Source organism: Stenotrophomonas sp. TWI819 (assembly GCF_039673075.1).
Classification (GTDB): Bacteria; Pseudomonadota; Gammaproteobacteria; order Xanthomonadales; family Xanthomonadaceae; genus Stenotrophomonas; species Stenotrophomonas rhizophila_B.
In genome coordinates this window covers 276,214-297,634 of the sequence record NZ_JBDJKY010000005.1, presented here as the reverse complement: position 1 = coordinate 297,634, position 21,421 = coordinate 276,214, and the positions used below count along the sequence as shown (strand labels likewise).

The 21,421-nt window shown below is 66.4% G+C and carries 20 protein-coding genes; 14 read left to right on the top strand and 6 right to left on the bottom strand.

Annotation, left to right across the window (positions count from 1 at the left end):
- Positions 1 to 38: 38 nt before the first annotated feature.
- From metH to ABE463_RS09620, 3 genes are all read left to right on the top strand, one after another.
- On the top strand, positions 39 to 2,723 hold the full coding sequence (metH, locus tag ABE463_RS09630) for a methionine synthase (RefSeq protein WP_346468006.1): 2,685 nt from the start codon (positions 39 to 41) through the stop codon (positions 2,721 to 2,723).
- A gap of 14 nt (positions 2,724 to 2,737) precedes the next feature.
- Positions 2,738 to 3,928 carry an MFS transporter gene (locus tag ABE463_RS09625; protein WP_346468019.1) on the top strand — a complete coding sequence of 397 codons (1,191 nt, stop codon included), beginning with the start codon at positions 2,738 to 2,740 and terminating at the stop codon, positions 3,926 to 3,928.
- 89 nt (positions 3,929 to 4,017) lie between these two features.
- On the top strand, positions 4,018 to 5,355 hold the full coding sequence (locus ABE463_RS09620) for an amidohydrolase family protein (protein WP_346468005.1): 1,338 nt from the start codon (positions 4,018 to 4,020) through the stop codon (positions 5,353 to 5,355).
- 61 nt (positions 5,356 to 5,416) lie between these two features.
- On the opposite strand, the gene ABE463_RS09615 is transcribed toward ABE463_RS09620, so the two are convergent.
- The 5 genes from ABE463_RS09615 to ABE463_RS09595 all read right to left on the bottom strand — a co-directional run bounded on the left by ABE463_RS09615 (position 5,417) and on the right by ABE463_RS09595 (position 9,390).
- A complete protein-coding gene (locus ABE463_RS09615; protein ID WP_346468004.1) occupies positions 5,417 to 6,112 on the bottom strand; it encodes a DUF2058 family protein in 696 nt (231 codons plus the stop codon).
- A 9-nt stretch (positions 6,113 to 6,121) separates the two neighbouring features.
- Entirely contained in the window at positions 6,122 to 6,361 is a 240-nt protein-coding gene (locus ABE463_RS09610) for a SlyX family protein (RefSeq protein WP_346468003.1), read from the bottom strand.
- The gene (locus ABE463_RS09605; RefSeq protein ID WP_346468002.1) at positions 6,354 to 7,703 is read right to left on the bottom strand and encodes a UDP-glucose/GDP-mannose dehydrogenase family protein; all 1,350 of its coding nucleotides are present in this window, start codon (positions 7,701 to 7,703) and stop codon (positions 6,354 to 6,356) included. Before ABE463_RS09605 ends, ABE463_RS09610 begins: the two co-directional genes overlap by 8 nt.
- Before the next feature lie 22 nt (positions 7,704 to 7,725).
- Entirely contained in the window at positions 7,726 to 8,706 is a 981-nt protein-coding gene (locus tag ABE463_RS09600) for an FKBP-type peptidyl-prolyl cis-trans isomerase (RefSeq protein WP_346468001.1), read from the bottom strand.
- A gap of 84 nt (positions 8,707 to 8,790) precedes the next feature.
- Positions 8,791 to 9,390, bottom strand: a complete 600-nt coding sequence (locus ABE463_RS09595) for a glutathione peroxidase (protein ID WP_346468000.1) — start codon at positions 9,388 to 9,390, stop codon at positions 8,791 to 8,793.
- 416 nt (positions 9,391 to 9,806) lie between these two features.
- On the opposite strand from ABE463_RS09595, the gene ABE463_RS09590 reads away from it, so the two are divergent.
- From ABE463_RS09590 to ABE463_RS09560, 7 genes are all read left to right on the top strand, one after another.
- Positions 9,807 to 10,061, top strand: coding sequence for a hypothetical protein (locus ABE463_RS09590; protein ID WP_346467999.1), 255 nt, complete (start codon positions 9,807 to 9,809; stop codon positions 10,059 to 10,061).
- Positions 10,062 to 10,063: 2 nt separating this feature from the next.
- Positions 10,064 to 10,426: a GntR family transcriptional regulator gene (locus ABE463_RS09585; RefSeq protein WP_019185943.1), complete on the top strand. Its 363-nt coding sequence runs from the start codon at positions 10,064 to 10,066 to the stop codon at positions 10,424 to 10,426.
- The gene (locus ABE463_RS09580; RefSeq protein ID WP_259261580.1) at positions 10,423 to 11,298 is read left to right on the top strand and encodes an ABC transporter ATP-binding protein; all 876 of its coding nucleotides are present in this window, start codon (positions 10,423 to 10,425) and stop codon (positions 11,296 to 11,298) included. The genes ABE463_RS09585 and ABE463_RS09580 overlap by 4 nt, the downstream gene beginning before the upstream one ends.
- Entirely contained in the window at positions 11,295 to 12,323 is a 1,029-nt protein-coding gene (locus ABE463_RS09575) for a hypothetical protein (RefSeq protein WP_346467998.1), read from the top strand. The genes ABE463_RS09580 and ABE463_RS09575 overlap by 4 nt, the downstream gene beginning before the upstream one ends.
- 27 nt (positions 12,324 to 12,350) lie before the next feature.
- Entirely contained in the window at positions 12,351 to 13,235 is an 885-nt protein-coding gene (locus ABE463_RS09570) for a DUF2807 domain-containing protein (RefSeq protein WP_346467997.1), read from the top strand.
- Between the two features lie 30 nt (positions 13,236 to 13,265).
- Positions 13,266 to 13,874: a YggN family protein gene (locus ABE463_RS09565; protein WP_259261577.1), complete on the top strand. Its 609-nt coding sequence runs from the start codon at positions 13,266 to 13,268 to the stop codon at positions 13,872 to 13,874.
- Between the two features lie 94 nt (positions 13,875 to 13,968).
- Entirely contained in the window at positions 13,969 to 14,394 is a 426-nt protein-coding gene (locus tag ABE463_RS09560) for a hypothetical protein (protein ID WP_313212783.1), read from the top strand.
- 176 nt (positions 14,395 to 14,570) lie between these two features.
- Here ABE463_RS09560 and ABE463_RS09555 read toward each other — a convergent pair whose 3' ends face one another.
- On the bottom strand, positions 14,571 to 15,983 hold the full coding sequence (locus tag ABE463_RS09555; protein WP_346467996.1) for a class II fumarate hydratase: 1,413 nt from the start codon (positions 15,981 to 15,983) through the stop codon (positions 14,571 to 14,573).
- Positions 15,984 to 16,278: 295 nt separating this feature from the next.
- Between ABE463_RS09555 and ABE463_RS09550 the strand changes: the two genes are divergently transcribed.
- From ABE463_RS09550 to ABE463_RS09535, 4 genes are all read left to right on the top strand, one after another.
- The gene (locus tag ABE463_RS09550) at positions 16,279 to 17,601 is read left to right on the top strand and encodes a hemolysin family protein (RefSeq protein WP_346467995.1); all 1,323 of its coding nucleotides are present in this window, start codon (positions 16,279 to 16,281) and stop codon (positions 17,599 to 17,601) included.
- Between the two features lie 37 nt (positions 17,602 to 17,638).
- Complete coding sequence (gene purB / locus ABE463_RS09545; RefSeq protein WP_123730904.1) at positions 17,639 to 19,006, top strand: adenylosuccinate lyase; 1,368 nt, start codon at positions 17,639 to 17,641, stop codon at positions 19,004 to 19,006.
- A gap of 63 nt (positions 19,007 to 19,069) precedes the next feature.
- Positions 19,070 to 20,473: a cupin domain-containing protein gene (locus ABE463_RS09540; RefSeq protein ID WP_346467994.1), complete on the top strand. Its 1,404-nt coding sequence runs from the start codon at positions 19,070 to 19,072 to the stop codon at positions 20,471 to 20,473.
- A gap of 14 nt (positions 20,474 to 20,487) precedes the next feature.
- A complete protein-coding gene (locus ABE463_RS09535) occupies positions 20,488 to 21,396 on the top strand; it encodes a GNAT family N-acetyltransferase (protein WP_346467993.1) in 909 nt (302 codons plus the stop codon).
- Positions 21,397 to 21,421: the final 25 nt, after the last annotated feature.

Here is a 21,421-nt window from a genome sequence, read left to right as displayed (position 1 = left end):
TCGTTGACCCTCCTCCGCCAGCCCGTGCCAGCCTGCCCATGACGTCTTCCCGCCCTACCCGCCTGTCCGGTCTCGAGCCGCTGGTCATCACCCCGGATCTGCTGTTCGTCAACATCGGTGAGCGCACCAACGTCACCGGCAGCGCGCAGTTCCGCAAACTGGTGAAGGAAGAGCGCTACGAAGAAGCGGTGGAAGTGGCGCGCCAGCAGGTCGCCAACGGCGCGCAGATTCTCGACGTCAACATGGACGAGGGCCTGATCGATTCCGAAAAGGCGATGACGCGCTACCTCAACCTGATCATGTCCGAGCCGGACATCGCCCGCATTCCGGTGATGGTCGACTCCTCCAAGTGGAGCGTGATCGAAGCGGGGCTGAAGTGCCTGCAGGGCAAGAGCGTGGTCAACTCGATCTCGCTCAAGGAAGGCGAAGCGCAGTTCATCGAACAGGCACGCAAGGTGCTGCGCTACGGCGCGGCCGCCGTGGTGATGGCCTTCGATGAGGACGGCCAGGCCGATACCTGCGCGCGCAAGGTCGAGATCTGCACCCGCGCCTACCGGATCCTGACCGAGCAGGTCGGCTTCCCGCCGCAGGACATCATCTTCGACCCGAACATCTTCGCCGTCGCCACCGGCATCGAAGAGCACGACAACTACGCGGTCGACTTCATCGAAGCCACCCGCATCATCAAGCGGACGTTGCCGCACTGCCATGTGTCCGGCGGCGTCTCCAACGTGTCGTTCTCATTCCGCGGCAATGAAACCGTGCGCCAGGCGATCCACTCGGTGTTCCTGTTCCATGCCATTGGCGCAGGCATGGACATGGGCATCGTCAACGCGGGCGCGATGCCGATCTACGATGATCTGGACGCCGAGCTGCGCGAGCGCGTGGAGGATGTAATCCTCAACCGCCGCAGCGATGGCACCGAGCGCCTGCTGGAGATCGCCGAGCGCTACAAGGGCAAGAAGGGCGAAGTGCGCGGCGAGGACCTGGCCTGGCGCGAGACGCCGGTCAATGATCGCCTCGCGCATGCGCTGGTGCATGGCATGGATGCGTGGGTCGAGCAGGACACCGAAGAAGCGCGTGCGCGTTCGACCCGTCCGCTGGATGTGATCGAAGGGCCGCTGATGGACGGCATGAACATCGTGGGCGACCTGTTTGGCGCCGGCAAGATGTTCCTGCCGCAGGTGGTCAAATCCGCACGCGTGATGAAGAAGGCGGTGGCCTACCTGTTGCCGTACATCGAGGCGGAAAAAGCCCGCAGCGGCGACACCGCCAAGAGCAACGGCAAGATCATCATGGCCACGGTCAAAGGCGACGTGCACGACATCGGCAAGAACATCGTCGGCGTGGTCCTGGCCTGCAACAACTTCGACGTGATCGACTTGGGCGTGATGGTGCCTGCGCAGAAGATCCTGGACGCCGCGCGTGCGGAGAACGCCGACATCATCGGTCTGTCCGGCCTGATCACGCCTTCGCTGGAAGAGATGAGCCACGTCGCCCGCGAGATGGAGCGCCAGGGCTTCACGATGCCACTGATGATCGGCGGTGCGACCACCTCGCGCGCGCATACCGCGCTGAAGATCGATCCGCATTACAAAGCGCCCACGGTGTGGGTGAAGGATGCCTCGCGCGCGGTCGGCGTGGCGCAATCGCTGATCTCGCGCGAGCTGCGCGACGCGTTCGTGGCCGCCAACGAGGCCGACTACGCCGACATCCGCCAGCGCCACCGCAACCGTGGCGATGCCAAGCGACTGGTCACCCTCGCCAAGGCACGCGGCCAGCGGTTCGTGGGCGACTGGGCCAACTACACACCGCCGGCGCCGCGCAAGCCGGGCCTGCATGTGCTCGATGATTACCCACTGGCTGACCTGGTCGAGGTGATCGACTGGACCCCGTTCTTCCAGGCCTGGGAACTGGCCGGCAAGTTCCCGGCGATCCTCACCGATGAGATCGTCGGCCCGCAGGCCACCGATCTGTACAAGGACGCCCGCGCGATGCTCACCCGCATCGTCGAGGAGAAGTGGCTGACCGCCAAGGCCGTGTTCGGCCTGTGGCCGGCCAACAGCGTCGGCGATGACGTGCACCTGCGTACCGACAATGGCCCGGCCGTGCTGCACTTCCTGCGTCAGCAGGTGGACAAGCCGGTCGAGCGCCCGGATTTCTGCCTGGCCGATTTCATCGCCCCGGCCGACAGCGGCATGCAGGACTGGATCGGTGCGTTCGCGGTGACCGCGGGCATCGGCATCGACCCGCACGTGGCCCGCTTCGAGGCCGACCACGACGATTACAACGCGATCCTGCTCAAGGCCCTGGCCGATCGTCTCGCCGAAGCCCTGGCCGAGCGCCTGCACCAGCACGTGCGCATGGATTACTGGGGCTACCAGCCGGATGAGCAGCTGGACAACGAATCGCTGATCGCCGAAAAGTACGCCGGCATCCGCCCTGCCCCCGGGTATCCAGCCTGCCCGGAGCACAGCGAGAAGGCCACGCTGTTCCGCTTGCTGGATGCCGAACGCAACGCGGACATGCAGCTGACCGAGAGCTTTGCGATGCTGCCCACCGCAGCGGTGTCGGGCTACTACTTCAGCCACCCGCAGAGCCAGTATTTCGTGGTCGGTCGGGTCAGTCGTGAGCAGGTGGTCGACTATGCCAAGCGCAAAGGCGTGGACCGCGTGCAGGCCGAGCGCTGGCTGGCCTCCAACCTGGATTACGATCCGGAATGACCGCGTCACCCCGCATGACCGCCTTCCCCCGCGACGCCGTACCGGCCGTCCGCCTGTCCTCGTTCTACCTGTTCTACTACGCCGCCCTGGGCGCGTTCACGCCGTACTGGTCGTTGTTCCTGACCTCGCGCGGCATGAGCGTCACCGCGATCAGCGTGATGATGGGCATCTGGTACGCCACCCGCATCGTGGCCCCCACGACCTGGACCTCCCTCGCCGCCGCCTCGCCGCGCCCGATCTTCTGGCTGCGGCTGGGCTGCGTGCTCACCCTGCTGACCTTCTGCGCGTTCCTGCTGCCGTTGCCGCAGCCGTGGCTGTACCCGGCGATGATCGCGTTCTGCTTCTTCTACAACGCGGTGATGCCGCAGTTTGAATCCATCACGTTGACCCACCTGGGCAGCGACAGCCACCGCTACGGGCTGATCCGGGTGTGGGGCTCGCTGGGCTTCATCGCCGTGGTGATGCTGTTCGGCTGGATCATCGAAGGCGACGGCGGCGCCGGCAACGCACATCTGCTGCCGTGGTTGATGCTGCCGCTGTTCGGCCTGCTGACCGCCTCGGGCTTTGCCAACCACTACGCACGCAACCTGCAGCGCAGCGACGGCGACGCGAGCGGGTTCTGGGCGATCGTGCGCAAGCCGCAGGTGTTGGCGTTCTTCCTGGCCGCGTTCATGGAGCAGCTGTCGTTCGGCCCCTATTACACCTTCTTCTCGGTCTACATGGATCATCACGGCTATGCGACCTCCACGCTGGGCGTGCTTTGGACGGTCGGGGTGGTGTTCGAAGTGGGTGTGTTTTTCACCATCGGCCGCTTCTTCCGCCGCTATGACGCCAGCTGGATGCTGCTGATCGCCCTGCTCAGTTCCACCGTGCGCTGGGCGGTCACCGCGCTGTTCCCGGAAAACCTGCCGGTGATGCTCCTCGCCCAGACCGCGCACGCGCTGGGCTTTGCCGCCTTCTTCGCCGCGGCGATGCAGATGCTGGCGACCTACTTCCCCGGCCGCCTCAACGGCCATGGCCAGGGCTTGTTGTACGGTTTCTCCTCCGGGGTGGGCGGCGTGCTCGGCGCGCTGATCGCGGGCCAGTTGTGGCCGATCGATCAGGGCCGTACCGCGTTCCTGGCAGGCAGCGGGTTTGCGTTGGCTGGCGCACTGTTGTGCTTCTTTGCGATCAGTCTGCCGCTGCTGCGGGCGCGCACGCGCTGATCGTCCGCTCCCGGGCGTACCGGCCACAGTCCAGCAACCCGATCCTCCGGATGGGGTAGGCTCAGGGCTCCCCCTGACTGGAGCCGCTGATGCGACCGACCCGCCTGTGGGCGCTGCTGCTTGCCGCCACCACTGCCCTGCCCGCCGCGGCCGAGCCGATCCTGTTCGAAAATGCGCGCGTCTTCGATGGCACCCGCGACCTCGGCATAACGCCAGTGCTGATCGACGGCGCGCGGATCGTGCATGTCGGCACCCCGCTGCCGGCGGCCGCCACACAGGCGCGCCGCATCGATTACACCGGCAAGACCCTGTTGCCCGGGCTGGTCAGCGACCATGCCCACGTCGGCAATACGCAGGGGCTGGAGCACGGTGACCGCTTCTACACCCATGACAACGTGGTGCACGACCTGCGCCAGTTCCAGCGCTACGGCATCACCACGGTGACGGCGCTGGGCATGAACGGCGCGGACTTTTTCGACATCCGCAAGGCGGTGAACGCCGATCCTCGGCTGGGTGCGCAGCTGTATGGCGCCGGCGGCGGTATCGGCGCCCCGGAGGGTGCGCCCCCGGCCGACACCATGGGCCTGAGCCACGATCCGGTGGCACGCCCGCGCAACGCCGAAGAAGCGCGCGCGGCCGTGGCCATCCAGCATGCCGATGGCGTGGACCTGATCAAGCTGTGGGTGGACGACCTCGGTGGCAAGCGTCCGATGATGACCCCGGAGGTGTATCGCGCCGCCATCGCCGAAGCGCATGCGCGCGGGCTCAAGGTCGCCGCGCACATCCACGATCTGGAGCAGGCCCGCGACCTGGTCGATGCCAAGGTCGACATCCTCGCCCACGGCATCCGCGACCGGGCGGTGGATCCGATGCTGGCGCGGAAGATGCGCGACCAGGGCACCTGGTACATCCCCACCATCGCCATCGACGAGGCCAACTACAGGTATGCCGAGCATCCGCTGGCGTTGCAGCAGCCCTTCCTGCGCCAGGCGCTGCACGCCGATGTGCTGGCGCGCTGGTCGCAGCCGGAGTGGCAGCGTGCGCAACTGGCCGGCAGTGGGGTGGCCGCCGCGCGCAAGGCGGTCGCAACGAATCTGGACAACGTGCGTCGCCTGCATGCGGCCGGCGTGAAGCTCGGCTTCGGCACCGATGCCGGCGCGATGCCGCAACGGGTGATCGGCGTGGCCGAACATCGCGAACTGCAGCTGTTGGTGGAGGCCGGGCTGACGCCCTCCGAAGCCTTGCAGGTCGCCACCACGCAAGCGGCAGCGCTGCTGGGGCTGACCGACCGCGGCCGCATTGCCGCCGGCAAGCGCGCCGACCTGCTGGTGCTCGATGCCGATCCGCTGGTGGATATCGCCAACACGCAGCGCGTTGGCACGGTCTGGCAGGCCGGTCAGGAAGTCGCCGGGCCGATCACGGAATAACGCGGTCCTCCGCCGTTATCCCTGCAGAAGCAGGATCGCGTGCGCCGCGATCCCGCTGGAATCACCAGACCAGGTCGTCGGGCACCTGGTACTGCGGGTCGGCGTACGGATCGTCCCCGGCCGGCGCATCCGGATCGACCTTCAGCGCCACCGACGGTGCGAACACCGCTTCGGCTTCGGCGAGCACCGCAGCAGTCACCAGCACATAGCGGCCGTTCTGCTGCAGCACGCCGAGCTCGCCGGCATTGAGTGCCTTGAGCTGGTCGGCGGTGACGTAGATGCGCTTGATCTTGCCGCCGTACGGGAAGTGGCGCGCGATGTCGGCCGCCTCGGCGTTGAGGGACTTGCCTTCCAGCAGGACCTCCAGCTTGGCCTTGGCTTCGCGACGCAGACGCGCTTCTTCCTGCTTCAGGCGCTCGGCCTCGATACGGTCGTCTTTTTCCTTCTGCGCACGGATCGCATACGCCTTGGCGAGGTCGATGTCCTCGCGCGAGCGGGGCTTGCCGGGCGCGCCCTGTGGCGGACGGGCGCCAGCGGGCCGGCCCTTGCCCTGCTGCGGACGGCGGTCGCCGTCGCGGGCGGGACGCTGGCCCTCACCGGGCTTGCCGGCCGGGCGTGCGCCCTGCGGCTTGCCGGCCGGGCGGCCGTCACGGCGCGCGTCGGGTCGACGATCCGGCTTGCGGTCGTTGGTTCGTTCGGGTTTGGGCGCGGCTTTGAAGCCAAGGCCCAGCAGCTGGTCGCGGAGAGTATCGCTCATGACGTCAGATCAGTAATGCGGAGGCGGCGGCTCTTCGGCCGAATCGGAATACAACGCGGTGCGGACCTTGCCGAGGTCTTCGAGCAGGATGCGAGTCAGGTCGGCATTGCGGTTGCCTTCCATGCGCGCATCGGCCAGCGCCTCGCTCAGTTGGGCCAGCGCCTGCTCCTGGAAGGAGACGCGCATTTCCAGCTCGATCAGGCGTGCTTCCAGTGCCTGTTCGCGCTCGGAGGGTGTGGACTCATGCATTCAACGAACGTCCCCGGCCAATGCCGTAGTAAGCCAGGCCCGCAGCTTCGATGTCCTGCGGGTCGTACAGATTGCGGCCGTCGAAGACGACCGCATCGTTGAGCATCTCGCGCAGGCGGACGAAATCCGGGCTGCGGAACTGCTTCCATTCGGTCACCACGACCAGCGCATCGGCGCCCTCGAGGGCGTCGTAAGCGTTGTCGCAGAACACCAGATCATCGCGCTCGCCGAAAATGCGGCGCGCTTCTTCGGTCGCTTCCGGATCATAGGCGCGCACCTGCGCACCGGCCTCCCACAGCTGCGCCAGCAGGCGGCGGCTGGAGGCCTCCCGCATGTCATCGGTGTTGGGCTTGAACGCCAGCCCCCACACCGCGAAGGTCTTGCCACGCACGCCTTCGTCCTCGCCACGATCGTAATGGCGCTGGATCAGGGCGTACAGATGGCCCTTCTGATGTTCGTTGACGGCTTCGACCGCATTCAACAGCTTCGGCTCATGGCCGTACTGCTGGGCGGTCCGGGCCAGGGCCTGCACATCCTTGGGGAAGCACGAGCCGCCGTAGCCGGCGCCGGGATAGATGAAGTGCCAGCCGATGCGTGGATCCGAGCCGATGCCCTGACGGACCTGCTCGATGTCGGCACCGACCTTCTCGGCGATGTTGGCGATTTCGTTCATGAACGAAATCTTGGTCGCCAGCATCGCGTTGGCCGCGTACTTGGTGAGCTCCGCCGAGCGCACGTCCATCTCCACCACGCGGTCGTGATTGCGATTGAACGGCGCGTACAGGCGGCGCATCAGCGCGACCGATTCGGGATTGGACGCGCCCACCACGATGCGGTCCGGCCGCATGCAGTCGGCGACCGCGTCACCTTCCTTGAGGAATTCGGGGTTGGAGACCACGTCGAACGCGATCTCCACGCCGCGCTCGGCCAGCGCCTGCGCGATGGCCTCACGGACTTTGTCGGCCGTGCCTACCGGCACGGTCGATTTGTTCACCACCACCACCGGCACGGTGATGTGCCGGCCGATGGTGCGGGCCACGGCCAGCACGTACTGCAGGTCGGCACTGCCGTCCTCGTCCGGTGGCGTGCCCACGGCAATGAAGATCACCTGGCCATGCGCGATCGCGGCGGCGGCGTCGGAAGTGAAGGTCAACCGCGACGCATCGTGGTTGGCCTTGACCATCGGTTCCAGGCCGGGCTCATAGATCGGGATGATCCCGTTGTTGAGGCCGTCGACCTTGGCCTGGTCGATATCGACACAGATCACCTGGTGGCCAACCTCGGCCAGGCAGGTACCCGTGACAAGACCGACGTAGCCGGTACCGAAAATCGCAACGCGCATGGGCGGTGGGGCTCCAGATCCGTTACGGCAGGACGTTCAGCAGTTCGACGTCGAACGTGAGCGTCGCGTTCGGACCGATCGGACCACCCGGGGTGCCCTGCTCGCCATAGGCCAGCTCGCCCGGAATCCAGAAGCGGTACTTGGACCCGGTCGGCATCAGCGAGACACCTTCGGACCAGCCCTTGATCACCTGGTCCAGACCAAACTCGATCGGCTGGCCGCGCTGGTAGCTGCTGTCGAAGACGGTGCCGTCGAGCAGCTTGCCTTCGTAGTTCACGCGCACCTTGCTGGTCGGCATCGGGCGCTCGCCCGAACCCGGACGCAGCACCTGGTACTGCAGGCCCGAAGCGGTGGTCACCACGCCCGGCACGGTCTTGTTCTTGGCCAGGAAGTTGTTGCCTTCCACGCGGTTGGTGCCGGCCTGGGCAGACGCCTTGGCCTCCATCTCAGCCTGCTTGCCCTTCATGAAGCCTTCCAGCGTGGCCTTGGCCTGCTCGGCGGTCATCTTCGGGGTGCCATTGTTGAACGTGGTGCTGACCGCGTCGAACAGCGCGTCCAGGTCCAGATCGTCCTTCAGCGGCGCCAGCGACGGGCCCACGGCGAAGCTGCCCAGCATCAGGCCGACCTTTTCACGGTCCACCTTCGGCGGCGCGGTACCCGGCGCAACGCCCGGGACCGGCTGGCCGTTCTTGGCCATCACGGCCTGGCGCAGGGCAGCGTCGGTCTTCTGCGCTTCTTCCTGGCTGATCAACGGCTGCTTGCCTTCAAAAGCGTTGGTCACGCCGCGGCGCAGGGCGGCCAGGTCGATCTCGCTGGAAATCGGACCGAACGAACTGGCGACATCGATACCGATGGCGTAGCCAAGCTTTTCGCGTTGGGTGTTCAAAGTGGAAGTCTCCTTGACAGCCGCGCGGGCGGCTGGTTGTTGCGACATCGCGGTACCGGTGGCACCCATCGCCAGAATCAGAACCGACGCCGCGGCGCCGCGCATTCCCATCTTCATTCGCTGCATTCCTGGAAGTGACTGGACGCCGACGTCGGCGCGAAAGCAACCATTGTCGCACGCGCGTCCGAGATGTCGATATCGTCAGCGCTTGTTGGCGGTGACAGAGAGTTCACGTTCGATCGCCGCGACCAGCTTCGGATCGTCCGGCGTGACCTTGCTCGGGAACTGTGCCACCACCCGGCCATCGCGACTGATCAGATACTTGTGGAAGTTCCAGCCCGGCGACACGCCCGTGGCGGTGGCGAGACTGCGGTAGAGCGGCGTCGCTTCCGGCCCGGTCACCACCACCTTCTGGAACATCGGGAACTTCACGCCGTAGGTCAGCGTGCAGAACTCCTGGATCTGGGCCTCGTCGCCCGGCTCCTGGCCCTTGAAGTCATTGGACGGGAAGCCCAGCACCGAGAACCCGCGTGCGCTGTACTTGCGCTGCAGGGCTTCCAGGCCTTCGTACTGCGGGGTGAAACCGCACTTGCTGGCCGTATTGACCACCAACAGCACCTTGCCACCGTACTGCTTGGCCAGATTGACCTCACCCTTGCCCGCCAGTGGGCGGTAGCTCACATCCAGCAGGCCCGCCGCCTGGGCCGACGCGCCAGCCAGCAGGCCGACGGCCAGCAGCAACAACGACCCGCGCCGGGCAAGGTCGCGACGGACGGGGGACAACAAAGACACGTAATGCATCGCGACACTCCAAGGTGGGAAAACGAGGGCTCAACCGGCCTGGCAAGGGCCGCCAAGACTGCGGCGGCACTATATCACCGCCGTTTTTGCCGCCGGATGGCCGTGGGCCAGTCCACTGGAGGGCGCCGTGTTCAGGGGCCGCCTTGCCGCTTCTGGCTGTGTCAGCGCGATGACACGGATCCTGCGAGGATCGCCTGAATGCGCCAACGGCTTGCCATACCATTGACATCAATGAATGTGCGCTGGCGGAAGACGTCAGCCCACGCAGACACCTATCCATTTAAATTCAACACGTTACGACCAGCGCATGCCTGTCATATGCCCCCTGCCATCAGTTGGGTACGCCACCCTGTTGACCTTGGGCGTGCCGGTGTTATAGTTGCATACAACACCAGTCACCTAGACAGGGGAAGCCCATGAACCGCATGCGCCACCGCCACTCCGCCACCGCCATCACCGCCGCCTCGGCGCTGCTGCTGCTTGGCTGGTTCGGCATCCCCTCCGGCGACGCTGGCAGCCCTGCCAGCGCCGATGTGTTTGAAGGCCCGCAGGACGCAGGCGTCATCGAGGCAGGGAACGCCACTGGCGCCCCCACGCCCCCCCGCCGGCTGCACAGCTCCCTGTCCATGCCTTACTTCTCATTCGCGCAGTCGCTGAACCCACGGAGCTGACCATGAGCGATATTCAATGGAGCGATGGTGCTCCGATCTACCGCCAGCTGAAGGAGCGCGTGATCGCCATGATGCTTGACGGCATCATCAAGCCTGGCGACGCCCTGCCCTCGGTCCGGCAGGTTGCCGCCGAGTACCAGCTCAACCCCATCACCGTATCGCGCGCCTACCAGGAACTGGCTGATGAAGGCCTGGTCGAGAAGCGTCGCGGCCTGGGCATGTTCATGACCGAAGAAGCGGCCACGCAGCTGCGCAGCAGCGAGCGCGACCGCTTCCTCAATGAAGAATGGCCGCTGGTCCTGGAGCGTATCCAGCGCCTGGGCCTGAACCTCGACGAATTGCTGCCCCAGGGGAAATCCTCATGAATGCCGTTGCAAGTGATGTCGTCATTTCCGCTCGAGGCCTGCGCAAGGCCTATAAACAGACCGTGGCGCTGGACAACACCAGTTTCACGATCGCGCCCGGCCGCATCACCGGCCTGATCGGCCCCAACGGCGCCGGCAAGACCACCCTGCTCAAGGCGCTGCTCGGCCTGACCTCGGTGGAAGGCGAGCTGCGCGTGCTCGGGCTGGACCCGACCGAGCAGCGCAACGCGCTGATGAACGAGGTGTGCTTCATCGCCGACGTGGCCGTGCTGCCGCGCTGGATGAAGGTGCGCGAGGCGATCGACTTCGTCGCCGGCACCCATCCGCGTTTCGACCGGGCGCGCTGCGAGCGCTTCCTGGCCTCCACCAAGCTGCACCCCAAGCAGCGCGTACGTGAACTGTCCAAGGGCATGATCGTGCAGTTGCACCTGGCCCTGGTGATGGCCATCGACGCCAAGGTGCTGGTGCTGGACGAGCCGACCCTGGGCCTGGACATCCTGTACCGCAAGGAGTTCTACCAGCGTCTGCTGGAGGACTACTTCGATGAGCAGAAGACCATCATCGTCACCACCCACCAGGTGGAAGAGATCGAACACATCCTCACCGATGTGATGTTCATCCGTGATGGCCGCATCGTGCTCACCACCGATATGGAAGACATCGGCGAACGCTATACCGAAGTACTGGTCTCGGCCGACGCCGTGGAGGCCGCACGCGCGCTCAAGCCGATCGATGAACGCGCCCTGCCCTTCGGCAAGACCGTCCTGCTGTTCGACGGGGTGCCACGCGCCCAGCTCACGCCCCTGGGCGAAATCCGCAGCCCCGGGCTGGCGGATCTGTTCGTGGCCATCATGAAGGGAACCTACGCATGAACACCGTCAACCACCCCATCAGCAAGGCCAGCGCGTTCAAGTGGCTGCTCAAGCGTGAGTACTGGGAAAACCGCGGCGGGTTCCTGTATGCGCCGGTGATCGCCGGTGGCATCTCGCTGGTGATGAGCCTGCTCGGCATCGTGTTCGGCCTGGTCGCCATGCACCGTGCGGTCAAGAGCGGCGGCATCCACCTCAACGACGAAAACGTCAGCATCAACGGCCTGGACCTGAGCCTGCTGACCAGCAAGCTCGATGCCAAGAACCTGCAGGACCTGGCCAATGGCCTGGATCTGACCTTGATCCTGAGCTCGGGCTGGCCGCTGATCGTGCTTGCCTTCGTGGTGTTCTTCTACTGTCTGGGCGCCCTGTACGACGACCGTCGCGACCGCAGCATCCTGTTCTGGAAGTCGCTGCCGCTGTCGGATACGTCCACGGTCCTGTCCAAGGCGCTGAGCGCGTTGTTGATCGCGCCGATCATCGCGGTGATCGCCTCGGCCCTGACCATGTTCGGCTTCCTGGTGATGATCTCCATCGTGGTGATCGCCCACGGCGGCGACCCGATGATGCTGATCTGGGGACCGGCCAGCCCGCTGACCATCATCGCCGGCCATCTGTCCTGGATTCCGGTCTACCTGCTCTGGGCGTTGCCGACCGTCGGCTGGCTGCTGCTGTGCTCGGCCTGGGCCAAGACCAAGCCGTTCCTGTGGGCCGTCATGCTGCCGCTGTTCGCCGGCATCATTGTCAGCACCACCAAGGTCATGACCCTGTTCGACCTGACCGGTGGCTGGTTCTGGAAGCACATCGTCGGCCGCCTGCTGCTCAGCGCGGTGCCGGCCACCGACCAGTTCTACCGCGGCGAGTCGATGTTCAGCGGCAACGGCAACATGGACAACCTGGTCAACGAGCTGGGCCCGAGCCATCAGCTGGCTGCCTTCGCGATGCCGGAACTGTGGATCGGTGCTGCCGTCGGCGTGGTGTTCCTGTTCCTGGCCATCCGCCTGCGCCGCCGCGCCGGCGAAATCTGATCCCCGCCCTTCATCGAGGAACCACCCATGATCCGCACGCTCGCTGTTGCTTCCCTGCTGTTGCTGCCGCTGACCACGCTCGCCAATGAACCGCAATGCAAGTTCAACGAAGCCCGTGACCTGAAGCTCGACCTGACCGGCGCCAAGGCAGTGGTGTTCGAAGTGAACCAGCACGACCTGGTGCTGCAGGCTGGCCCGGGCGCGGCCCAGCTCGGGGGGCGCGCCTGCGCCTCCAATGCGGATTGGCTGCGCGAACTGACCGTGACCCAGCAGAAGGTCGGCGACAAGCTGGTCGTCCGCCTGCAGCGCGACGCCCGCAACACGCTCACCATCAGCGGCAGCAGCTATGCCTACCTGGACATGCGCGGCACCGTACCGGACTCGATTCTGGTCCAGCTCAAGGTCGGCTCGGGCGATGCCAGCGTCACCGGTGCGCACTCGCTGAGCGCCGACGTCGGCTCGGGTGACATCAAGCTTCAGGAGATCAACGGCCTGGTGACTGCAGCGGTCGGCTCGGGCGATGTCATCCTCGACGGTGCCGGTGCGCTGAACCTGCTCTCGGTCGGTTCCGGCGACTTCAAGGCCCGCAACATCCGCGGGGACGCCAAGGTCGGCACGATCGGCTCGGGCGACTTCGAGCTGGATACCGTCGGTGGCAACGTCGAGATCGGCGTGGTCGGCTCCGGTGATACCGATGTGCGAAAAACCAAGGGCAACGTGCGCGTCGGCACCGTCGGCTCCGGCGACACCGACCTGCGCGATATCGGCGGCAGCGTCACCGTGGACCGTCATGGGTCGGGCGATGTCACCGTCCGCGATGTCGGCGGCGACCTGCGCGTGGCCAACAGCGGCAGCGGCGATATCCGCCACAGCAACGTCCGCGGCCGGGTTGAACTGCCGCGCGGCAAGTAAGCCTCTCTTCTCCTCTGACGGATACGCATCATGACGACTCGACTGCTGCTGCCTGCCCTGCTGCTGTGCCTGCCGATCGCGGCCTGTACCGCCCCCGACAGTGGCAAGGGCAAGGCGCCCGCCGACCAGAGCGCCGCCGCCCCGGCGACCAGCGCGCTGGATACCGATGGCATCGGCAAGACCGTACAGGAGGCCACCGACAAGGCCCGCCGGGAGATCAGCCAGGGCAACATCTCCATCGCCAACGGGAAGACCCCGAAGGCGGAGATCAGCCCCCAGGGCGACCTGCTCATCGACGGCAAGCCGGTTACCGTGGACGCTCACCAGCGTGCGCTGCTGCTGGACTACCGCAAGCAGGTCGAGCAGCTCGCCAATGCCGGCATGGAAATCGGCGTCGCCGGTGCCAATCTGGGCGTGAAAGCCGCCGGTGAAGCCATCAAGGGCATGTTCTCCGGCGATACCCAGGGGATCGAGGCACGGGTGAATGAAGAGGCCAAGAAGATCGAGGACCAGGCCCAGAAGCTGTGTGGCCTGCTGCCGGCCATGATGGCGAAACAGCAGGCGCTGGCGGCCGCGCTGCCGGCCTTCCAGCCGTACGCGACGATGGACCAGAGCGACATCGACGACTGCGGCAGGTAATCCCGGCACTGCCTGCGACGATGCGTCGCAGGCAGGCTCTTCCGGGGGCGGGAGGACTACAATCTCCCCTCCCGTCGCATGCGTTGCCCTGCTCATGAAGAAGCTGAGTCTGTTGCTGTTTGCCCTGTTCTGCCTGGTCGCCACCGGTTGCGACCAGGAGTACCGCAATCACCGCGCCGAGCGCAGCAAGCCCAAGATCACCGTCAGCGACGGCATGGTTACCGTGCGCCGCGCGCCTGCGCCGAACATCATCATCCTGCCCAACGGGCACATGAAGATCGATGAGATCGAAATCCCGCTCAACGAGGAGCAGCAGGCGATGCTGCAGGGCATGTTCGGCCAGCTGCAGGTGCTGCGCCAGAACACGCTGACCGACGCCCCGCCGGACCCGGCCAAGCGCTCGGTGAAGATCCAGGTCCCCGATGGCATGCAGCCGATCCCGCCGGACCTGATCACGAAGATCCCCGAGTTCAAGGATTACACCGAGACCTTCGGCAACCTGCAGGCCGCTCGCCACTGAGTGTGTGCGCGAGCCCCGCAGTGACCGGCAGGCCCCTGGGCAAATGTCCCCCGTCCGCCGCCTGGCGGCGACGGCCTCCTCCTTGATTTTGCCCTGGGGCCCGACGGCCGCTACGAGGCTCACGCACAAAAAAACGGGCCGTTCGGCCCGTTTTTCGTTTCAGGTAGTGCGAGCGGTCAACCGCCCCCACCACCACCGCCATGGATGCCACCGGCAGTGAGGGCCGCCGGATCCAGCAGCCTGCGCAGCTCGGCTTCGGACAGGCCACTGTCTTCCTTGGCCACGTCCAGCACCGGGCGTTGTTCCTTGTAGGCGCGCTTGGCGATCGCCGCCGCCTTCTCGTAGCCGATGATCGGGTTCAAGGCCGTCACCAGGATCGGGTTGCGATCCAGTGCCTCGCGGACGCGATCCTCGCGCACCTTCAGCCCGGCGATCGCGGTATCGGCGAGCAGACGGGTAATGTTGGCCAGCAGGTTGATGCCATCGAGCAGGTTGGCCGCGATCAACGGCAGCGTCACGTTCAACTGGAAGTTGCCGGTCTGGCCGGCCACGGTGATCGCAGTGTGGTGGCCGATCACCTGGGCACACACCATCACGGTGGCTTCGGGAATCACCGGATTGACCTTGCCCGGCATGATCGAGCTGCCCGGCTGCAGCGCCGGCAGTTCGATCTCGCCCAGCCCGGCCAGCGGACCGGCATTCATCCAGCGCAGGTCGTTGGCGATCTTGATCAGTGCCACCGCCAACGCATTGAGCTGGCCGGACAGTTCAACCGCATCGTCCTGTGCGGCCAGGCCTTCGAACTTGTTCTCGGCGCTGTCGAACTTGATGCCGGTCTGCTGCTTGAGCTGCTTGGCCACCAGCGTGCCGAACCGCGGATCGGCATTGATGCCGGTGCCGATCGCGGTGCCGCCCAGCGGCAGGCGCCGCAGCCGCTTGAGGCTGTCCTCGATGCGCTCCTGGGCAGAAGACAACTGCGCCGACCACGCACCGAATTCCTGTTCGAAGGTCAGCGGCATCGCGTCCATCAGATGGGTGCGACCGGTCTTGACCACCTTGCGCAGCGCACGGCCGCGCTTGTCGATGGTCTTGCGCAGGTGCACCAGTGAAGGCAGCAGCTGCTCATGCACGCCCAGCAGCGCGGAAACACGCAGCGCGGTGGGAATCACATCGTTGGAGCTCTGCCCCTGGTTGACGTGATCGTTGGGATGCACCGCGGTCTTGCCGGCCTTGCCCGCGCGGTTGGCGAGCGTGGCGATGACCTCGTTGGCATTCATGTTCGAGGAGGTGCCCGAACCGGTCTGGTACACATCGATCGGGAAGTGCGCGTCGTGGCGACCGTCTGCAACGTCCGCCGCAGCGGCTTCGATGGCCTTGCCGATGTTGCGCGGCAGATGGCCCAGCTCGACGTTGACGTTCGCCGCAGCGCCCTTGACCAGGCCGAGCGCGCGGATGAAACCACGCGGCATACGCTGGCCCGACACCGGGAAATTATCGACGGCGCGCTGGGTCTGCGCGCCCCACAACGCATCAACGGGCACCTGCAGCTCGCCCATGCTGTCGTGTTCAATCCTGAAACCCTTGCTCATTGCATCAACTCCGCACGTCTTTCGTGGATGAAAGGGAACCTGCGGCTGGCAACGGGCCTGATTCCCTGGCTGGCGGCGCACATCACGATACTCTCAAGCGCCGCTGAAACCCAAGAAAGCGACTGATCGGCTAGACTCGGGATTCGTTTCCATTCAGACAGACTGCCGCCCCCATGGGTGACGATCCCGACAGTAGTACCGGGCGTGCCGCCGCGCACGCACCGATGACCGCCCTCGCCGCCCTGGCGACCGCGGGTGCCGTTCTCGCCTTGGCAGCGGTGCTGCGGGGCCGTGGATGATCGGCAACCTCCTGCTCCTTGCGCTGGCGCTGCTGCTGGTGGTGCTCAACGGCTTCTTCGTGGCCGCCGAGTTCGCGCTGGTCAAGCTGCGCCACACCCAGGCCGTGGGCCTTGCGGAAAAAAACGGCTGGCGCGGTCGCCTGCTGCTCAACGTGCACGCGCACCTGGATGCGTATCTGTCCGCCTGCCAGCTGGGCATCACGCTGTCCTCGCTGGGCCTGGGCTGGGTGGGTGAACCGGCGTTCGCGCATCTGCTGCAGCCGCTGTTCGATACGCTGGGGTTGACCCCGGATGCCTCGCGCCTGACCGCTTTCATCATCGCCTTCAGCATCATCTCGTTCCTGCACATCGTGCTCGGCGAACTGGCACCGAAATCGATGGCGATCCGCCGCCCGGAAGCGATGTCGCTGTGGACGGCCGCACCGCTGTACCTGTTCTACTGGGCGATGTACCCGGCCATCTGGCTGCTCAACAACAGCGCCAACGCGCTCCTGAGAGCGGCCGGCTGGGGGGATGTGGAGCACACCTCGCACCGTTACTCGCGCGAGGAACTCAAGCTCATCGTAGGCCGCCAGCAGCCCACCGGCAGCGCGCCGGACCAGGACCTCACCCTGATGAGCCACGCACTGGAACTGCCCGAACTGGTGGCCGGCGACCTGATGCGCTCACGCGACCATATGCGCTCGTTCCGCGACGGGATGAGCCTGGCCGACGTCATGGCCGAGTTCGCCGAGAGCCGCTACAGCCGCTACCCCTGGTTCGACCGCGACGGCGAGGAAGTGCTGGGCATCCTGCACATGAAGGACCTGCTGGTGGAAATCGCCCGCGGCCATCCGACCGACGACCTGCGCCCGCTGCTGCGCCCGGCCAACCTGATCGCGCTGGAGACTCCGGTGCCGCTGGTGCTGGAGCGCTTCCGCACCGGCACCACCCACCTGGCGCTGTGCGTGGAAGAGCACGGCCGCATCCTGGGCTACTTCACCCTGGAGGACCTGCTGGAAGTGGTCGTCGGCGATATCGAGGACGAGCACCCGCATATCGTCAAGGACGCCCCGACCCGAGGCGCGGACGGCACCCTGCTGGTGGCCGGCTCGACCTCCATCTTCCGGCTGGAGCGCCTGCTGGGGCATGACCTGAGCGCGCCCGATCATCTCAATTCGGTCGGCGGGCTGATCGTGCACCAGCTCCAGCGCCTGCCCGAGGAAGGCGAGCAGCTGGAGATCGACGGGCACCTGTTCACGATCAAGCGCATGGCCGGGCACCGGATCCAGGCGGTGACGGTGCGCATGGCACAGGCCGAGGACGCCGGGGCAGCGTAGAATGACGGCCCCCGCTGCCACCGATCTGCGCCCTGCCATGTCCGAATTCGCCCTGCTCGCCCTGTCCCCGCTCGATGGCCGCTACGCCGGCAAGGTCGACGCCCTGCGCCCGATCTTCTCCGAATACGGCCTGATCAAGGCCCGCGTGAAGGTGGAAGTGGAATGGCTGCTGGCGCTGGCCAATGAGCCGGGCATCGTCGAGCTGGCCCCCTTCTCGGCTGCCGCCACCGCACGCCTGCGCGCCCTGGCCGACGACTTCGCCCCGGCCCACGCCGCGCGGGTGAAGGAGATCGAGCGCACCACCAACCACGACGTCAAGGCCGTGGAGTACTTCATCAAGGAACAGCTCACCGCCGATGCCGAGCTGGGCCCGGCGCTGGAGTTCGTGCATTTCGCCTGCACCAGCGAAGACATCAACAACCTCAGCTACGGTCTGATGCTCGAGCAGGCCCGCCGCGAAGTGCTGCTGCCGTCGCTGGACAACATCGCCGGCGTACTGCGCGCCCTCGCCCACGCCCAGGCTGCCCAGCCGATGCTGTCGCGCACCCACGGCCAGACCGCCTCGCCGACCACCCTGGGCAAGGAAGTGGCCAATGTCGTGGCCCGTCTGGAGCGCCAGCGCCGCCAGATCGCCGCGGTGGAGCTGACCGGCAAGATCAACGGCGCGGTGGGCAACTACAACGCCCACGTCATCGCCTACCCGGACGTGGACTGGCCGGCCTTCGCCCAGCGCTTCGTGGAAAGCCTCGGCCTGGTGTTCAACCCGTACACCACCCAGATCGAGCCGCACGACAACGTCGCCGAGATCGGCGATGCCGCGCGCCGCGCCAACATCATCCTGATCGACCTGGCCCGCGACGTCTGGGGCTATATCTCGCTGGGCTACTTCAAGCAGAAGCTCAAGGAAGGCGAAGTCGGCTCGTCGACCATGCCGCACAAGGTCAACCCGATCGATTTCGAAAACGCCGAAGGCAACTTCGGCATCGCCAACGCCCTGTTCGAGCATTTCAGCGCCAAGCTGCCGATCAGCCGCTGGCAGCGTGACCTGACCGACTCCACCGTGCTGCGTGCGGTCGGCACCGCCTTCGGCCACACCCAGGTCGCCCTGGACTCGCTGGCCAAGGGCCTGGGCAAGCTGACCGTGAACCCGGAACGCCTGGACGCCGACCTGGACGCCGCGTGGGAAGTGCTGGCCGAAGCCGTGCAGACCGTCATGCGCCGCCACGGCCTGCCCAACCCTTACGAACAGCTCAAGGCCCTCACCCGTGGCCAGGGCATCACCACCGAGTCGATGCAGGCCTTCGTCGAATCCCTGGAGCTGCCGGCCGACGCCAAGCAGAGCCTGCGCGCCCTGACCCCGGGCGGCTACATCGGCCTGGCGGCGGACCTGGCCAAGGCGATCTGAAGGCATGGGCGCGGCATCGTCGCGCCCCCCAATACCCGTCTATACGCTGCAAGGATCTCCCCCATGGCCGCACGCAAGACCAAAACCCCCGTCATCGACATCCAGGCCCGCCCCGGCCTGCCGCTGGGCATGCCCGCTGCCACCTTCCTGCGCGATTACTGGCAGAAGCGCCCGCTGCTCATCCGTGGCGCGTTCCCCGATTTCGAAACGCCGGTCCAGCCCGAAGACCTCGCCGGCCTGGCCTGCGAGGAAGGCGCGCTGTCGCGCCTGATCACCCACGACCGCGCCACCGATGGCTGGAGCGTGCGCACCGGCCCGTTCCAGGAAGAAGAATTCCCCGGCATGCCCGACCACGACTGGACCCTGCTGGTCCAGGACGTGGACAAGTGGGACGCCGACGTGCGCGCCCTGATCAGCCACTTCAACTTCCTGCCGCGCTGGCGCATGGATGACGTGATGATCAGCTTCGCCGCCACCGGCGGCTCGGTCGGCGCCCATGTCGACCAGTACGACGTCTTCCTGCTGCAGGCTTATGGCCACCGCCGCTGGCAGATCGACGCCAGCGAATCCATCAAGGGCAAGCGCCCGCCGCTGGACTTCCGCGACGACGTCGAGCTCAAGCTGCTGCGCCGCTTCAAGCCGACCCACGACTGGGTGCTGGCCCCGGGTGACATGCTGTACCTGCCGCCGAACGTGCCGCACAACGGCGTCGCCGAAGACCCCTGCCTGACCTTCTCCTTCGGCATGCGTGCCCCGGCCTCGGCCGAGCTGATCAGCGACTACCTCGATACCCTGATCGACGGTGCCGACGAGTCCATCCGCTACCAGGATCCGGACCTGAAGGTGCCCGAGGACCCGAACGAGATCGACGTGGTCTCGATGAACCGCGTGGTCGAGGCGCTCAATGCGATCCGCATGAACGACCCGGACAAGCTGGGCGACTGGTTCGGCCGCTTCATCACCACTTACCGCGCCGCCGGGGAAGTGATGGCGCACGGCGAACCGCTGCCGCGCGAAGAGATCGAAGCCGCACTGGGCGCGGGCGTGGAACTGCAGCGCCACCCGTGGGCGCGACTGGCCTGGCGCCGTGCCAAGCGTGGCGCCAGCCTGTACTGCAGCGGCCTGGACTTCGCCCTGCCGGTCAAGGATGCCCAGGTACTGGCCGGCGCCGAACAGATCGGCGCGGCGCTGTACCAGAAGCTCTCGGCCAAGGGCCGTGATGCCGTGCAGGCGCTGGTCGCCGGCGGCTTCTACCAGCTGGTGGACGATGCCGGGTTCGAGGACGAAGACGACTACGTCGCCGAGTACGACATCGTCGACGGCACCGAGGCGGTCGAGGTCATCGATGACGAGGCCATCCAGGCCGATGTGCACGAGGTGACCATCCATGACGACGGCATCGAAGTGATCGTCGATTTCGACGACAGCGACGAGGCCGACGGCAAGGACGAGCCCCCGCGCGGCTGATCCGCCCGCCCGCCATGACCGCCCCCGGTTTCCAGGTTGACGTGGTCGATTACCCGGCGCAGCACGCCGCGCTGCACCGGGTGCGGTTCACCGTGTTCGTCGAGGAACAGCAGGTACCGGCCGAGCTGGAGATCGACGCGCTCGATCCCCTGAGCGTGCACGTCCTGGCCCGGGACACCGTTGGCACGCCGATCGGTGCCGGCCGGCTCACCCCGGATGGCCGGATCGGCCGGATGGCGGTGCTTGCGGCATGGCGCGGCAAAGGCGTCGGCGACGCCCTGCTGCAGGCCCTGATCGATCAGGCCCGGGCCCGTGGCTGGCGCGAGGTCGGGCTGCATGCGCAGCTGCCGGCCCGCGTGTTCTATACCCGGCAGGGCTTCCTGCCCGAGGGCGAGGTCTTCGAAGAGGCCGGTATCGCCCACCAGCACATGCGCCTTGTCCTGTCCGGGGCGGTCGCGATCGACCGGGCCGAGGACGCCGTGGCAATCACCACCGCGCTGGTCCACCGCGCCCGCCGCCAGCTCTGGATCCACAGCCGCCAGCTCGACCCCGGCCTGCTCGATGCACCGCCGGTGCTGGAAGCACTGCGCCGCTACGCCACCGCCCGTCACGACAAACAGGCCTGGGTGATCGTCCACGACAGCGCCGCCATCCGTCAGGCCGGCTCGCCCGTGTTGAGCCTGCTGCAGCGCCTGCCGAGCGTCTTCCGGGTGCGCGAAGTGAGCGATCCGATCGACCGCGCGACGGCATCGGCCTGCCTGCTCAATGACGCCGGCGACTACTACTTTCGTAGTAGCGGGCATCGCTTCGACGGCGAGGCGGGCGTGTCCCAGCCGGCACGTTCGCGGCCGTTGCAGGACGGTTTGCAGCGCGTATGGGAACGTTCGCGTGATTGCAGCGAGCTGCGCGCGCTCGGGCTGTAGCTCACACCCCGGTCCCGAACCTGTC